General features: G+C 68.4%; 14 protein-coding genes. 9 read left to right on the top strand and 5 right to left on the bottom strand.

Annotated features, from left to right (window positions below):
- Positions 1 to 28: 28 nt before the first annotated feature.
- Positions 29 to 481 (bottom strand): PACE efflux transporter, encoded by a 453-nt coding sequence (locus CBY09_RS13155; protein ID WP_094290047.1) that lies wholly within the window; start codon positions 479 to 481, stop codon positions 29 to 31.
- 74 nt (positions 482 to 555) lie between these two features.
- Between CBY09_RS13155 and CBY09_RS13150 the strand changes: the two genes are divergently transcribed.
- Positions 556 to 1,497 (top strand): LysR family transcriptional regulator, encoded by a 942-nt coding sequence (locus CBY09_RS13150; RefSeq protein WP_094290046.1) that lies wholly within the window; start codon positions 556 to 558, stop codon positions 1,495 to 1,497.
- A 5-nt stretch (positions 1,498 to 1,502) separates the two neighbouring features.
- Here the strand turns inward: CBY09_RS13150 and CBY09_RS13145 are convergent, their stop codons facing one another.
- Positions 1,503 to 2,384 (bottom strand): MBL fold metallo-hydrolase, encoded by an 882-nt coding sequence (locus CBY09_RS13145; protein ID WP_240515711.1) that lies wholly within the window; start codon positions 2,382 to 2,384, stop codon positions 1,503 to 1,505.
- A gap of 118 nt (positions 2,385 to 2,502) precedes the next feature.
- On the opposite strand from CBY09_RS13145, the gene CBY09_RS13140 reads away from it, so the two are divergent.
- The 7 genes from CBY09_RS13140 to CBY09_RS13110 all read left to right on the top strand — a co-directional run bounded on the left by CBY09_RS13140 (position 2,503) and on the right by CBY09_RS13110 (position 10,947).
- Positions 2,503 to 3,483 (top strand): helix-turn-helix domain-containing protein, encoded by a 981-nt coding sequence (locus CBY09_RS13140; RefSeq protein ID WP_094290219.1) that lies wholly within the window; start codon positions 2,503 to 2,505, stop codon positions 3,481 to 3,483.
- 113 nt (positions 3,484 to 3,596) lie between these two features.
- Positions 3,597 to 3,998: a GFA family protein gene (locus CBY09_RS13135; protein ID WP_094290045.1), complete on the top strand. Its 402-nt coding sequence runs from the start codon at positions 3,597 to 3,599 to the stop codon at positions 3,996 to 3,998.
- 51 nt (positions 3,999 to 4,049) lie between these two features.
- Entirely contained in the window at positions 4,050 to 4,895 is an 846-nt protein-coding gene (locus CBY09_RS13130) for a PPK2 family polyphosphate kinase (protein WP_165773907.1), read from the top strand.
- A 216-nt stretch (positions 4,896 to 5,111) separates the two neighbouring features.
- Positions 5,112 to 6,416 (top strand): Glu/Leu/Phe/Val family dehydrogenase, encoded by a 1,305-nt coding sequence (locus CBY09_RS13125; protein ID WP_094290044.1) that lies wholly within the window; start codon positions 5,112 to 5,114, stop codon positions 6,414 to 6,416.
- Between the two features lie 313 nt (positions 6,417 to 6,729).
- On the top strand, positions 6,730 to 8,385 hold the full coding sequence (locus CBY09_RS13120; RefSeq protein WP_094290043.1) for a class I adenylate-forming enzyme family protein: 1,656 nt from the start codon (positions 6,730 to 6,732) through the stop codon (positions 8,383 to 8,385).
- The gene (locus tag CBY09_RS13115) at positions 8,382 to 9,746 is read left to right on the top strand and encodes an MFS transporter (RefSeq protein ID WP_094290042.1); all 1,365 of its coding nucleotides are present in this window, start codon (positions 8,382 to 8,384) and stop codon (positions 9,744 to 9,746) included. The genes CBY09_RS13120 and CBY09_RS13115 overlap by 4 nt, the downstream gene beginning before the upstream one ends.
- A 112-nt stretch (positions 9,747 to 9,858) precedes the next feature.
- Complete coding sequence (locus CBY09_RS13110; protein ID WP_094290041.1) at positions 9,859 to 10,947, top strand: sensor domain-containing diguanylate cyclase; 1,089 nt, start codon at positions 9,859 to 9,861, stop codon at positions 10,945 to 10,947.
- Between the two features lie 19 nt (positions 10,948 to 10,966).
- On the opposite strand, the gene CBY09_RS13105 is transcribed toward CBY09_RS13110, so the two are convergent.
- Positions 10,967 to 11,791, bottom strand: a complete 825-nt coding sequence (locus CBY09_RS13105) for an EAL domain-containing protein (RefSeq protein WP_094290040.1) — start codon at positions 11,789 to 11,791, stop codon at positions 10,967 to 10,969.
- Positions 11,792 to 11,928: 137 nt separating this feature from the next.
- Positions 11,929 to 13,059: a hypothetical protein gene (locus tag CBY09_RS13100; RefSeq protein WP_094290039.1), complete on the bottom strand. Its 1,131-nt coding sequence runs from the start codon at positions 13,057 to 13,059 to the stop codon at positions 11,929 to 11,931.
- A gap of 193 nt (positions 13,060 to 13,252) precedes the next feature.
- Between CBY09_RS13100 and CBY09_RS13095 the strand changes: the two genes are divergently transcribed.
- Entirely contained in the window at positions 13,253 to 13,894 is a 642-nt protein-coding gene (locus CBY09_RS13095) for a hypothetical protein (protein ID WP_094290038.1), read from the top strand.
- Positions 13,895 to 14,012: 118 nt separating this feature from the next.
- On the opposite strand, the gene CBY09_RS13090 is transcribed toward CBY09_RS13095, so the two are convergent.
- A complete protein-coding gene (locus CBY09_RS13090; RefSeq protein WP_094290037.1) occupies positions 14,013 to 15,665 on the bottom strand; it encodes a magnesium transporter CorA family protein in 1,653 nt (550 codons plus the stop codon).
- Positions 15,666 to 15,693 lie beyond the last annotated feature (28 nt).

Below are 15,693 nucleotides of genomic sequence, written 5' to 3'. Positions count from 1 at the left end.
TGAAGAAGCGCGCTCGGGGCTGTTGTTACTACGCTGCCATGGCCGATGCGGGCAGGCCGAACAGGTGGTCAAACACCCAGTTGAAGACGAAGGTGTAGCAAAGGAAGAACACGATCAGCCCCAGGTCCATCACAAACGCGTGCCAAAGGCTCACGCCAAACCACCAGGCAAACAGCGGCACCAGCGTGAACACCAGGCCGCCCTCAAACCCGATGGCGTGCGCCACGCGCCGCGCCACACTGCGCCCGCGCACGGGCTGGCGCGCCTCCCAGCGCTCGAACGCCCAGTTGAAGACAATGTTCCAGACGATGGCAATCACCGAGGCCGCCACCGCCACCACGCTCGAATGCCCCGCGCCCTGGCCCGTGAGCAGCGCCAGGCCCACCGTGGCGGCGCCGATGGCGATCAGCTCGTACAGGGTGACGTAGATCACGCGGCGCTTGACGCCCTGCAGGCCAAAAAGAGAAGGTTTCTTGTCCATGGCGGGTACTTTATATTCGTCACACTGACACATAAAGTCAGCTTGTTTCAGTTTTTTTGACAGATCAAACCACCATGGCCTTCAACTCCGACAGCGTGCAGGTGTTTCTGACCGTGCTCGACCAGGGCTCGTTTTCGGCCGCCGCGCGGGCGTTGTCGCGCGTGCCGTCGGCGGTGAGCATGACGATGGCGCACCTGGAGGCCGAGCTGGACATCCAGCTTTTTGACCGCAGCGGCCGCGAGCCCCGCCCCACCGCCGCCGCACGCGCGCTGGAACCCCAGGCGCGGCTGCTGGCCCAGCAGCTGCAGCAGCTCAACGCCCAGGCGCTGGCGCTGACCCAGGGACTGGAAGAACGCCTGACCCTGGCCATCGCCCCCGAGCTGCTGGCCGCACGCTGGCGCGGCCCGCTGGCGGCGCTGGCGCACGAATACCCGCTGCTGCAGGTCGAGGTGCTGGCCGCGCCGCAGGTGGACGCGCTGGCACTGCTGCACAGCGGGCGCGCGCAGCTGGCGCTGGTGTTCGAGCGACCCAGCATCGACGGGCGCGAGGGTTTTCAGGAGGTGGGCACCGAAACCCTGGTGGCCGTGATAGCTCCCGATCACCCCGTGCTGGCCGGGGCCCGAGCGGCCGCCCAGGCGCGCGGCGAGCCGCCCGAGCGCGCCATGCTGCGCGAGGAGCACCTCACCACCACGCGGCAGATCGTGGTGGCCAGCCGCGACCTGGGCCAGACCGATCCACGCTTTGTGTTTGCTCGCCACCACTGGCGCACCGACAACCACCTGGCCGCGCTGGGCCTGATCGAGGCCGGGCTGGGCTGGGGCTGGCAGCCGCGTGCGCTGGTGCAGCCGCGCATTGCGGCGGGCACGCTGGTGGAGATGCCGTTTGAAAACCTCAGCAACGGCACGGCGCTGTGGGTGGATGTGGTGTGGTCCAAGGAGCGGCCCCTGGGCCTGGGCGCGGCGCGGTTTGTGGCGCTGATGCGCGACAGCGCCACGCCGCAGGGCGCGGCCCGGTAACGCATTCAGGGCCATAAAAAGGAGTCAAAACCGGCCTCTGCGCGCGTCCATATTGTCTCATTAGCTATTATTTGTATAGCAACCTGCGCCGTCACAGCCTGGTACTCCCGGCACTCGCCGTCCTCCGGCACCCACAGGCGGTGGGCCCAGCCGCCGTCCAGCGCCCGCTGGCGCACGGCAGCGCGGGTGGTGGGGCAGTGGTCCAGCGCTTCCAGGTGGTTCACCACCAATGCCCCGGGGGTCAGCTGCGCGGCCTCGGCCATGTCGGCGGCGTCCATCAGGATTTCTGCCCCCACATCGAACCGCGCCCCGCCCGCAGGCAACACGGACACCTCGGGCTGCAGGCGCGCCAGGCAGTCGCGCACCGTGGGCGTGAGCACGGTGTCGCCCGCCAGATAGACGCTGGGCTCGCCCGGCAGCTCCAGCAGGTAGCCGTGGCCGTGCTCCATCAGGCGGCCCACCCAGCCCCGGCCGTGCACGCAGGGGATGGGCGTGATGTGGCCGCCCAGCACCAGCGGCTGGCGCCCGGGCCCTGCCAGCGGCACCACCTGCAGGCCCCGCTGCGCGAGGTACGCCGCATCGCGCGGCATGCACAGCACGGGGATCTGCCGTTCGCGCAGAAAGCGCTTGCCCGGCCGGTCCAGGTGGTCGAAATGGCCGCGCTGGCAGTGGGTGATGAGGGCGTGGGTCACGCGCTGCAGCAGCGCGTCGGTGCCCTCGGGCAGCGCCACGATGGGGTTGCGCTGGCGGCCCGCGCCCAGGTAACGCAGCGCGGGCAGGCTGCCCCGGGGCGCGAGCATGGGGTCCACCAGCAGGCCCACGGGGCGGCCCTCGGCGGAGGTGAATTCAAGCAACACGGTGGCGTTGCGCAACTGGGTGATTTGCATGGCGGGGCTCCAGGGGCGGTGGGAATGCCATGGATTGTTGGGATTCTGGGGTGCAGAGAAAATGGCTGGTTTTGACAACTTCTTTCCATTTCAGGCCACCTGCGCTGAAGCGACTGCCATGCCCTCATCCCCCCCGCCCCCCCTGCGCCTGGCGCTGCTGCTGTACCCCGGCTGCATGCCCGCCGGCCTGTTTGCCACGGCCGACCTCGCACGTGCCGCCAACCTGCGTGCGCAGCGCACCGTGGTCACCACCTGCTGGGCGGGGGTGGACCTGCAGCCCGTGCCCACCTGGCAGGGCCCGGCCCTCACGCCCGGCGTGGCACTGGCGCAGGCCGAGGTGGACGCGGTGCTGGTGCCCGGCCTGTGGCTGTCGTCGCCCGACGGCTGGCAGACGCCCGCGCTGCAGCAACAGCTGGCGCCCGCCGTGGCGGCGTTGCGCGCCCTGCCCCGTCGCACCCGGGTATGGAGCTACTGCGCCGGGGTGGCGCTGGCCGCCGCCAGCGGCCGCTTGCGCGGGCGCGGTGCCACGGCCACCTGGTGGCTGCGCGCTGCGCTGGAGCAGCAGTTTGGCGCCGTGCACTGGCGCTTTGACGAGCCCCTGGTGGAAGACGGCCCCGCCACCACCGCCGCAGGCGCCAACGGCCACCTGCCCCTGATGCTGCACGCCCTGGCCCAGCGGCTCGATGCCGTCGCGCTGGGCGACCTGCAGTCGCTGCTGATGCTGCCGCGCCCGCGCACCACCCACCCCGCGTTTGCGGAGCACGACCTGATGGCTGTGACCGATCCCACCCTGCGCCGTGCACTGCTGTGGGTGCAGCGTTGCCCGGCCACCGCGCTGCGCCTGCCCGCTCTGGCCGAGGCACTGGCCTTGTCGCCCCGCACGCTGGCGCGCCGGGTGCAGGCGCATACGGGGCTGTCGGCCGCATTGTGGATGCGGCGTATCAAGCTGCGCCAGGTGGGCGAGGCGCTGTGCGACACGCCCCTGCCGCTCAAGCGCATTGCCGAAGATTTGGGCTTTGCCAGCGAGGCGGGCCTGCACCGCGCGTTCCAGCAGGCCACGGGGCAAACGCCGCTGGCCTACCGCATGGCCCATGGCTGAACGCCGCTGCGGCCATGGAAGCGGCCCACGCCCCACATCGTTCATCCCAACGATGACTGCCGGGCCATCCTTTGCGATCATGTCCGCTGGCTGCCATGCTCAGGAGTGAACCCATGCCCACCACCCACACCGCCACCTGCCACTGCGGCGCCGTCGAAGTCGAGGCCACGCTGGACCTCAGCCAGCCCACCTACCGCTGCAACTGCAGCATCTGCCGCCGCACGCGCTTCTGGCCTGCGGTGGCCCTGCCCGGGGGCTTTCGCATCGTGCGGGGGCAAAGCGACCTCACGCGCTACACCTTTGGCACGCACAAGAACCACCATTACTTCTGCCGCCACTGCGGCGTGCGCGTGTTTGGCCACGGCACCGACACGCCCATGGGCGAGATGTATGGCGTGAACGTGGGCTGCATCAATGGCCTGACGGACGAAGACCTCGCGCGCCTGGCCGTCGTGCGGGTGGACGGGCTGCACGACCAGTGGCAGCAGGCACCGGCGCACAGCGGGTATCTTTGAGTTCCGGTTGAAATTCCCGGCGCATCGCGCCGCCCTGCCAGGAGCCCGCCCGTGCCTTCACCTTTTGCCACCACCCCGCCCTCCCTGCAGCAGCGCCTGCAGCCCTGGCAACCGCCGGGCAAGCACATGTCGCTGGACGACATCGACCCCGGCGCCAAACCGTTCTCGCTGGGCGACAAGGCCCGCGACAAGGCAGCGGTGGAGGAGCTGGCGGTGGAGCTGGATGCGCTGCAGAACCTGTTCTACGCCGACAAGCGCTACAAGCTGCTGGTGGTGCTGCAGGGCACTGATACCTCGGGGAAGGACGGCACGATCCGCGGCGTGTTCGGCCGCATGAGCGCCCTGGGCGTGCACGCCGTGGGCTGGAAGGCACCCACCGAGACCGAGCGCGCCCACGACTACCTCTGGCGCATCCACCAGCAGGTGCCGCAGGCGGGCGACATCACCGTGTTCAACCGCAGTCATTACGAAGATGTGCTGGTGCCTGTGGTCAATGGCTGGGTCACGCCAGAGCAGCACCAGCAGCGACTGGCGCACATCAACGACTTCGAGCGCATGCTCAGCGAGACGGGCACCATCGTGCTGAAGTTCTTGCTGCACATCGGCAAGGACGAGCAGCGCGAGCGCCTGCAGGAGCGGCTGGACGACCCCGCCAAACACTGGAAGTTCAGCATGGGCGACATCGACGCACGCAAGCAGTGGGCCGACTACCGCCGTGCCTACAACACGCTGCTGGCCGCCACCCACACGCCCTGGGCGCCCTGGACCATCGTGCCCGCCGACTCCAAGACGCACCGCAACCTGATGGTTGCCACGGTGCTGCGTGCGGTGCTGCAGAACCTGGACCTGCGCTACCCGACGGGCGACCCGGCGCTGGCGCATTTCACCGTCGAGTAGCCCTGTGCACCGGGGCCCGGGCAGATCCGGACGGCAGGTCGCGAAACGCGCTTTTGAGCCCGCGCTGCAGCCCTCATCTTGCTGCAGTGCCGCATAAACAGGCGCTTTCCGATGGTTATGCACAGTTTGCATAGCACTGAAACACTCCGGCCTTAGACAGCGTGCGGACACAGGCATAAGCTTCGCGGCTTGAACTGATCCCACAAGGAATTCACCATGTCTTCACCCACTGGCGCTGCCAGCCCCACCCACTCCCTGCCCTCGTACCTGCAGGCCGACCACCTCGGCCCCTGGGGCAACTACCTGCAGCAGGTGGACCGCGTCACCCCTTACCTGGGCAGCCTGGCGCGTTGGGTGGAAACGCTCAAGCGCCCCAAGCGCATCCTGATCGTGGATGTGCCGATCGAGCTGGACAACGGCACCATCGCCCACTACGAAGGCTACCGCGTGCAGCACAACCTGAGCCGGGGCCCCGGCAAGGGTGGCGTGCGTTTTCACCAGGACGTGACGCTGTCCGAGGTGATGGCCCTGTCGGCCTGGATGTCGGTGAAGAACGCGGCGGTGAACGTGCCTTACGGCGGTGCCAAGGGCGGCATCCGCGTGGACCCCAAGAAGCTGTCGATGGGTGAGCTGGAGCGCCTCACGCGCCGCTACACCAGCGAAATCGGCCTGCTCATCGGCCCCTCCAAGGACATCCCTGCCCCCGACGTGAACACCAACGGCCAGGTCATGGCCTGGATGATGGACACGTACTCGATGAACGTGGGCGCCACGGCCACCGGTGTGGTCACCGGCAAGCCCGTGGACCTGGGCGGCTCGCTGGGCCGTGTCGAAGCCACCGGCCGCGGCGTGTTCACCGTGGGCGTGGAAGCCGCCAAGCTGACCGGCCTGCATCTGGACGGCGCCCGCGTGGCCGTGCAGGGCTTTGGCAATGTGGGCGGCATTGCTGCCAAGCTGTTTGCCGAAGCAGGCGCCAAGGTGGTGGCTGTGCAAGACCACACCGGCACCATCTTCAACAGCAAGGGCGTGGATGTGCCCGCACTGCTGGCGCATGTGAAGGCACGCGGTGGCGTGGGCGGCTTTGCGGGTGCCGACGTGATGAAGGCCGAGGAGTTCTGGGGCGTGGATTGCGAGATCCTGATCCCTGCCGCCCTCGAAGGCCAGATCACCAAGGACAACGCGGGCCAGATCAAGGCCAAGCTGGTGATCGAAGGCGCCAACGGCCCCACGACCACCGAGGCCGACGACATCCTGCACGACAAGGGCGTGCTGGTGCTGCCCGACGTGATCGCCAACGCCGGCGGCGTGACGGTGAGCTACTTTGAGTGGGTGCAGGACTTCTCCAGCTTCTTCTGGAGCGAGGACGAGATCAACGCCCGCCTGGTGCGCATCATGCAAGAGGCCTTTGCGGGCATCTGGCAGGTGGCGCAAGAGCACAAGGTGAGCCTGCGCACCGCCACCTTCATCGTGGCCTGCCAGCGCATCCTGCACGCCCGCGAAATGCGTGGCCTGTACCCATAAGCCATCGCCCGCACCTTCGGCCCGCTCCTACCCGGGGCAGGCCGTCAAACCCACCGCCAGCCGCTGCGATCCAGCCCTGGCGGTTTTTTTCTGGCCGGTACATCGCCAGGCATCCAGCGGCCGATCTGGAATTTGTTGTGCTGCGGCGACGCGAACCCCGATGCATGCCCGCCGTTTGGGGAGCCAGAACGACCGCGCAGGCGAATCCGAAACACAAAGATACGTACACATACAAATGGTCATCTCTTGACACGCCTCGGCGTGAAAAACTTCCTGGACACAGTTTCAACAAGCCCTCTCCAGGGAGACTCCGATGGCTTTCCCATCCTTGCGCAGCCTTGTTGCGCGTTTTCTGCTCAACCGCCTGCGCACCGCGCGCTCGGTGGCGCGCCTGGCCTACCGGCGCCATGCCCACAAGCCTGCGCTGATTGACCGGCGCGGCACCCTCACCTACGCCCAGCTGCAGGACCGCGTGTACCGCCTGCAGGCCTGGATGCAGGCGCAGGGCGTTAAAAAAGGGGACGTGGTCTTCACCTGGTTGCCCGAGACTGGCGAGCAGTACGAAACCCGCCTGGCCACCTTCGAGAACGGCACGATCTTTGCCAGCTTTCACAAGCATCTGCCCGCCGATGCGGCGCTCACCACCATGGGCCGCGTCAAGCCCACGGTGTTCATCCACGACCCGCTGCTGAGCGCCCCCATCCTGCAGGCCGTGCGCGAACAGCTGCCCGGTCTGCGCACACTGGCGCTGGGCGACGAATACGAACAGGCCCTGGCACAGCATGCGCCCGCAGCGGGCACGGCCGATGTGCACGAGGACGATGTGTTCGCGCTGCACATGACCTCTGGCACCACGGGCCTGCCCAAGTCCATCGGCTACAGCAACCGCAAGTACCTGGACAGCGTGCGCCTGATCTCGCGCGCCATCGACTTCAAGCCGCCCGCCAACGGGCCGGACGTGAACATGCTGGGCCTGCCGCTCACCGGCCCGGGCTCGGGCCTGGTGCTGCCCACACTGCTGGCAGGCGCGGCGCTGTTGATGCCCGAGGACTTCCGCGCCACCACGCTGGCCGGGCTGATCCAGAAGCACCGCGTGTCGCGCGCTTTCCTGTCGCCCTCGGCCATCATCGACCTGCTGGACGAGCCCACACTGGACCGCTACGACCTGTCGTCCCTGACCCATGTGCCCTATGGCTCGGAGATGATGCCCGCACCCAAGATCGCTGAAGCCATCCGCCGCTTCGGGCCCATCTTCCAGCAGGGCTACGGCTGCCTGGAGGCGCTGCCCCCCATCACCTGGCTGCTGCCGCACGAACATGTGGACGCGCAGGGCAACCCGCTGGGCAACGACATCCTCTCGACCGTGGGCCGCGTGATGCCGGGGGTGGAGGTGGTGATCCGCGACGATCAGTTTGCGCCGCTGCCCCCGGGCCAGATGGGCCTGATCACCGTGATGACACCCGTGCGGTTTGAGGGCTACTGGCTGGACCCCGAAAAGACCAGCGAAACCCTGCGCGATGGCTGGGTGGTGATGGGCGATGTGGGTTATTTCGACGCCGCAGGCTACCTGCATGTGCTGGGCCGCAGCGCCGACCGCGTGACGCGCAATGGCCACGCGCTCAACCCGCGCGAGATCGAGGAGGTGGCGCATTGCCACCCCGCCGTGAAGGAGGCCTGCCTGGTGCAGCACGGCAGTGCCGCCGTGCTGGTGGTGAGCCTGCGGCAAAGCTGGCGCAGCGACCGCAGCACGCAGCCGCTGGAGCATGACCTGGCGGAATTCCTCGTGCAGCACCTGCCGGTGCAGATGCAGCCCGACGATGTGCGGGTGGTGCCCGAGATCCCGCGCAGCTTCCTCAACAAGATGCTGCGCCGCGAAGTGCGCCTGATGCTGGAAGCCACACCGCCCCGCACACCGGCCCCTGCGGTCGCTGACCAGATCCCCGGCCAACCCGCTGCCGCGCACCCATGAGTCTCTCCGCGAACCGCCTGAGCATGGGCACCAAACTCGGCTACGCCGTGGGCAATGTCGGCCTGCAGATGCTGATTGCCGCCATGAGTTTTCTTCTCATGATCTTCTACACCGACGTGGCCCTGGTGCCGCCCGCCGTGGCGGGCGCGGCGCTGCTGGTGGGCAAGGTGTGGGACACCATCAACGACCCGCTGTTTGGCTGGATGACCGACCGCACCCGCTCGCGCCATGGCCGCCACCGCGTGTACCTGATCTACGGCGCCATCCCGCTGGGGCTGGCGGCGGCCGCCGTGTGGATGGTGCCGCCAGGCCTCTCGCCCGTGGCCGCCTTCCTGTGGATCGCCATTACCTACACCGTGTTCGACACCATGATGACCCTGGTGCAGCTGCCATACCAGGCCATGGCCGCGAACATGACGCAGGACTACGACGAGCGCACCAGCCTCACGGCCTTTGCGTCGATGGGTGCACTGCTGGGCTTTTTTGCGGGCAGCGTGCTCATGCCCGTGCTGGTGCGCGCCGCACCCGATGCGCGCACGGGCTACGCGCTGGCGGGCGCCGTGTTTGGCCTGGTGGCCGGCATGGCCGTGGCCGTGGTGGCCTGGCGCGTGCGCGAACCCGCAACCAGTGCACCCGCAGCTGCCGAGGCCCACGCAGCGCCCCTGTGGGCCAGCGTGCGCGCCACGCTGGGCACCACGCTGCACAACCGCCCTTTTCTGCTGCTGATGAGTGCCGCCACCCTGGTGCGCCTGGGCCTCACGCTGGTGCAGGCCTCGCTGGCCTACTTCGTGATCTACCAGCTGCAGGGCGACAAGAGCGACCTGCCCCGCTTCATGGGCATCCTGCTCGGGGTGGTGGGGCTGTCGCTGTTTGTGTGGAAGGTCGTGGTAGACCGCTGGGAGAAGAACCGGGCCTACATCCTCGGGCTGGTCTTGTGCGCAGCCGGGCTGCTGGCGCTGTACTGGGTGAAACCCGGTGACCGGCACCTGATGACCGCGATCCTGGTGGTGGTGGGCATTGGCATGGGCGCGCACTGGATCGTGCCCTTTGCCATGGTGCCCGACACCATCGACCACGGCCACATGCAGGCGGGCGAGCGTCAGACCGGCATGTACTACGGGCTCTACGGCCTGATGGACAAACTCGCGCGCACACTCGCGACGGTGCTGGTGGCAGGCATGCTGGACGTGACGGGCTATGTGCCCAACGTGGCGCAGTCGGCCGATGCGCTGCAGGGCATCACCCTGATGACCGGCGTGCTGCCCGGGCTGTGCCTGGTGCTGGCGATTCCGCTGCTGCTGGCATACCCCATCACGCGCTCGCGCCACGCCGAGATTCGGGGCCACACCGGCATGCGCTGATCCTGCGCAAAGCCTGGCTGGAGGGTCTTTGCGTGCAGGGGCGCCGCCGCCTGCGGGGATCGTGTACCTTCCAGCGGACCTGCAACCCAAACCGGTTCCCCGCACCACACCCATGACGGAATGGCCGCCGCCCCCACCCGCTGACAACGCCCGCATCCAGGCGGCGCTCCTTGATCCCGAGCGGCTGGCAGCGGTGCAGGACACCGGCTTGCTGGACAGCATTGCGGAAGAGAGCTTTGACCGGCTGACCCGGCTGGCCGCCAAGATCACCGGGGCGCCCGTCGCCTTCGTCTCGTTGCTGGATGCACACCGCGACTTCTACAAAAGCACGTTCGGCATGGACGCGCCATTGAGCACCCTGCGGCAACTCACAGGGCGCACCTTCTGCCACTATTCCCTGGTGTCCGACGGGCCCCTGGTGCTGGAAGACGCCACGCAGCTGCCGGTGTTCCGCGACGTGCCCACCGTGGCGTCCCTGGGGGTGCGGGCCTATGCGGGCATTCCCCTGAAAACCGAGGCAGGCCAGGTGCTAGGCAGCTTTTGCGCAGTGGATTTCAAGGCCAAGCAGTGGACCGAGCAGGACATCGACATCTTGCAGGAGCTGGCGCACTCGGCCATGCGCGAAATCCGGCTGCGGCGCGCATTGCACGACGCCGAGGCGCTCAACCAGCAGCTGGTGCAGCAGCTGCGCAAGGTGGACGAGCTGAACCAGGCACTCCACGAGCTGGCCCGGACCGACCCGCTCACCGGCCTGCGCAACCGGCGTGCTTTTGACGACAGCCTGGGGCTGGAAATCGCCGCCGTCGAACGCACGCGGTCACCCCTGAGCCTGCTGGTGCTGGACTTGGACCATTTCAAGCAGATCAATGACAGCTTCGGCCACGACGCCGGGGACAAGGTGCTGCGCTCCATCGCCCAGGTGCTCAGCGGCTGCGTGCGGATCATCGACATCGTGGCGCGGGTGGGCGGCGAAGAATTTGCGGTGATCCTGCCCCACACCGACGCGCAAGGCGCCCACGAGGTGGCCCAGCGCATGCGCGCCGCAGTGGCCCAGGCAAGCTGGCTGAGCCAGCCCACCACCATCAGCATTGGCGCCGCCAGCCTGCGCACTGCCGAGACCGCCTGCAGCCTGTATGCGCGGGCAGACGCCGCGCTGTACGCCGCCAAAAGGTCCGGGCGCAACCGCGTGGTGGCAGGGTAGGCGCCGCGCCCCCGGACGCTCAGCGGGGCGGGATGTCGAGCGCCAAGGCGTCCACCGTGGCCACCGAGCGAAAGGCCGGTTTGGCAAACAGATAGCCCTGCATCAGGCGGATGCCCGCGTCGAACAGGAAATCCCGCTCTGCGGGTGTCTCGATGCCCTCGGCCACGACCTGGATGCCCATGTCTTCACACAGTTGCACCAGGTTGCGCACGATGGCCTGGCGGGCGCGGTTGGTATCGACGTTGCGGATCAGGTCCATGTCGATCTTGATGATGTCGGGCTGAAAATCCGACAGCAGCTTCAAGCCTGCAAAACCGGCGCCAAAGTCGTCAATGGCGGTCTGGAATCCGCAGCGCTTGTACTCGCGCAGGATCTGGGCAAACCAGGGGCCGTCCTCGATGCGCTCGCCCTCGGTCACTTCGAAGATGATCTGAGACAGTGGAAAACCATGGGCCCGGGCCGCCTCCAGCGTGGTGCGGATGCACACCTCGGGCTTGTAGATCGCATTGGGCAGGAAGTTGATCGACACCGGCTGCGTCAGTCCCAGCTCGGCCGCGCCCTTGATGGCCTTGACCCGGCAGGCCTGGTCGAAGCGGTAGCGGTTGTGGTCGTTGACCTGCGACAGCACGGTCGCAGCGCCCTCGCCGTTGGGGCCCCGCACCAGGGCTTCGTGCGCAAAGACCACGCGGCGCCCAACGTCCACGATGGGCTGGTAGGCATAGTCAAACTGAAAGCCCAGGCCCACGGCCTTGCCGCAGTCATCGCAGTCACGGGGCGTGCCACCCAGCGGCACAAAATCCGCAGGGAAGGCGGGGTTGGACGGGGAGAGGGGAAGCACGCGCATGGATCCGATTCTCCGTTCGATTCACAAGACAGACAGGGTTGCAGGATTTGACCTCGCACGGGCCGCCGGTTGCAAAAGGCCCTGCGCAAAGACCGGTGTGCGGCGCCCCCCCAACTTCAATTTCGCGGTTCCGTACATCAGGCACTGGGCACCGGCCCCACCGGCTCGGGCGGCAGCACACCCCGCATCGCCAGGCAGAACGGCTGCACACAGGCTGCCCGTGCCGCATAGGGGCAGCCCACCGTTTCGCACAAACCCGATGCGCCGTTGCGCGCGCGGTCTTCCTCGCGGGGCACCTGGCCGCTGGCCTGCAGCACGGCCATCTGCGTCCACGGGTCGAGGCGGCCCGTGGCCTGCTGCAGCATGTCGCGGCCATAGACGGTGGCCGCCAGCTGGGGCTGAAAGTCCAGCACCAGCAGCGCACTGGTGCGCGGCGCAGCAGCGTCGGCCCCTTGCAGCACCAAGGCCAGCACGCCCGACTGCAGCGCCTGCGCGGGGCCTGCAAACGGCACCTGCAGCGGCATGGCCGCCGAGGGGCCCGCAGCCCCCTGCGCAGATGCAGGCGTGGGCGCTGGCGGCTGCGATGCGATCCAGGGGACCGGCACGCGCAAGGTCAGCGCAAAACTGCGCGGCCCTTCGGGGGTCAGCACCGCGCCCTGGCGCACCAGCCAGGTCTGCAGCGGCGGTGTGTCTGCGTCCAGCGCCCCACGCTCCAGGGCCTGCGCCAGCCCCACGGGCCAGGGCTGCGCGGCCACCACCCGCTGCGGGGCACCACTGCCTGCCGTGAGCTGCTCCACCAGCGCACGCACCATGCCCATCTGCGGTGCGCCGAGGCCGGTGGCAGGCCAGTCTGCGCCCCGCACGGGAGCCGCACCCGCTGCGGGGGCGGGTGCCCCCACGGGCAGCGGCGGGGGTGGCAGGGGCCCGCGCGCAGCCAGCCCCGGCCGCGTGCCCGGCGCAGCCCCCACGGCACCCGCACCGGGGCCCGCCGCTTCGCGCCGGGGCTCAAACCCGGCCCCCAGCTGCTCGCGCGCCTGGGGCGAGATGCTGGCCTTGTCGGCCGGTACCGGCAAAGGCCCGGCCGCCGGGCTGGGCGAGGTGGCCGTGGGCGGCGGCGCACTGGCATCGGCCGGGGGCAGCGGCGCGGGGGCCACGCCGGGCTTCTTGTCCAGCCCCAGCAGCGCCGTCTGCCGCTGCAGCGCGGCCTCGGCCAGAAACTGGGCCACGGGGGGCAAGGCGCTGCGCGAAGGGTCGATGGGGAGGGCCATACAGGGCAAGCGGGAGGATGCCGGATTCTGTCGCCATTCCCTGCGCATGACCAGTCCTGGAGCCTGTGCAGCGCTTGCACTGCATGTAGGCTGCAATTGCTATCATTTACATAGCTTATAAGGCATATCCATAGCGCGCAGAGGCCGTTTTTGACTCAAAATCCGGGCACCCCTCACGCCCGCTCCGCCCGCCATGGCCTCAGAACCTGTTCCCGCCCCCTCCCGCAGCGCCCTGCCCCCGCCCCACCGGTGGGTGGCCAGCGCCCTGCTGTGTGCGGTGCTGGGCTATCTGCTGCTGGCCGCCTGGTTGTTTGCACCGGGCTGGGAGCGCGCCTTTCGCTCCGACCATTCGCCTGCAGCCTGGCTCTCCAGCGCCTTGCTGCTGGCGCTGTGCACCACCGCGCTGCGCCTCACGGCCGAGCGCTGCCTGCCCTGGCGACTGGGCGCGTGCCTGGCGCTGGCGTTTGCAGTGCTCGCGGTGGATGAACAGTTCATGCTGCACGAGCTGTGGAAGTTCCGCTGCCACGAATGGACAGATGCCTGCCGCTGGGGCCCCGTGCGCGAGGCGCCGATGCTGGCAGTGGCCGTGGTGGGTGGGGCCATGCTGGTGTGGCTGCACCAGGCCCTGGGCCACCGCAGCACCCGCTGCCTGCTGTGGGCCGGGTTTGCCGTGGGTCTGGCGGCGATTGCCGTGGACCAGTGGCCCGCGCTGCAGCCCCACGGGCCCTGGCTGCCAGCGCTGCCGCAGTGGCTGGCGGTGTTGGAAGAAGCGCTGGAGGTGCTGGCCGAGGCGCTGGTGCTGGCAGCGTTGCTGCGGCAGCCGGGGGCACGGTGAAGCGCGGGCGCGTACTGCGGATTTGCATTCGACCGCAAAACCAGGCGGTAAGCCGCAGACCGTGCTGCAGCACGGCAAGCCAAACCAACGACGTGATGCGGTTGAAGGCGAAGCCGTATCACTCCCCCGTGCGCCGCCACACCAGCCCCAGCGCCCTGACTTTTTGCCAGGCGCTGGCGCGCTCGTCCGAGAGCACGTCCAGAAAGTCCGACAGACGCTTGGACTTGACCATGGTGTAGACCGTGAGCGCGGTGGTGAACACAAACACCAGCGCAAAGATGCCCAGCTTCTGCCCCACCGGCGCATCGGCCTCGGCCAGCAGGTTCATGCCCAGAAAGCCCGTGGTCACGGTGCCGATCAGGCCAAAGATGGTCACCACCGTCAGCCGCACCACGGTGTTGGCCTGGCGGCGCAGGCTGTCGGCGTCCAGGTACTGGTTCATCTCGCCGATGCGCTCCTTGACCTCGGTGTAGAGCGGGTCGAGCCCCAAGTGGCTGGAGCACATGCGGAACAGCGCGCGCACCTGGGCCTGCTCGGACACCTCATGGAACCAGTACCGGTGCGTGAAGCGCAGAAAACTCGCAAAGCTGTCGCGGATGGTGCGCTTGAAGCGGCGCACGCTGGCAGCGTCGGCAATGTCCAGGTTTTTCAGGGCCTCGGCCAGCCTGTCCGAGAACATCAGCAGCGCCGCTTTCTGGAAATGCGCAATCAGGAACAGCAAAAAATGCTGGTGCCGGAACTGCGCGAGCACACCCCGGTCGCGGCAGACAAAAAACGGGCTGTTGGCGTCGCCCAGCACCAGCAGTGAATGGCCGCTGCACAGATAGCGCGTGTAGGGGGCGGCGCCGCTGCTGCTCCAGAAGCGGTCGTAGCAGAACCGCTGTTCAAAGTCGGCCAGGTGATCTTCGGCATAGGGCAGGCAGGGGTCGTCGCCCGGCCGGGCCGCGCCGGTCACCAGCCCCAGGCGCACAAAGTCGCTGCGGCTCAAGGCGCGCGGGTCGTCCAGCGCCAGAAACGCCAGTTGCGGCATGCGGTAGTACTCGATCTGCCGGTAGCGCAGGGGGCCGCTGCGCTCGGAATGATCGCTCACCAGCGGCTCCAGCAGCCACGCCCAGTGGGCCGCGATGCGCGGGGCGCGGTGGCTGCTGACATGGGCCATGAAGAGGTCGCGCTGGTTGGCGTCGGACTGGGCCAGCACCTGCCCGGCGGCGTCCAGCCACTCGGCGCTGAACAGGCAGTGCTGGGCGTGGCCGTCCGCGTCCCAGCCGGCGGGGTAGCCCCGGCCAAAGCGGTACAGCAGCTCCTGCGCCTGGGGCAGCGCCAGGTCGCGGGCGCTGACCTCGACATTCAGCAGCACCAGGTCCAGGTCAAGAAAAAAGTACAGGTCCACATGGACGATATCGAGCGTGATCGGCGCCGCGCCGGGGTGCAGCACCGCCCGCACGGCGCTGACATCGCTGCGCCGGAACACCCGCATCGGCGAGCCCGTGGCGCTGCCACCTTTCTGGCTGCGCCCCTCGCCGTACAGGAAGCGCTGCACATAGGGCAGAAAGGTCACGAACTCGTTGTAATGCCGCTCGTGAAACCGCTGGCTGTCGCCCGTGAATTCATCCACCACCTCGCGCCAGGGCGAGGCCTCGCCCATGTCCGCCAGCACCTCCCAGGGCTTGGCGTGCCGCCCCTCGGAGCCCCGCACCGGCATCAGGCGCAGCGGCCACAACAAAACCTGGCGCAACTCCCGCACGCAGGGGGGATGGGACTCAACGGACATGGGCGGGCCTTTCGTGGGGGTCGGGGCT

Origin of the sequence: Acidovorax kalamii (assembly GCF_002245625.1) — a bacterium.
In the GTDB taxonomy this organism is placed as follows: Bacteria; Pseudomonadota; Gammaproteobacteria; order Burkholderiales; family Burkholderiaceae_C; genus Acidovorax; species Acidovorax kalamii.
This window is presented reverse-complemented; position numbering and strand designations above follow the sequence as displayed.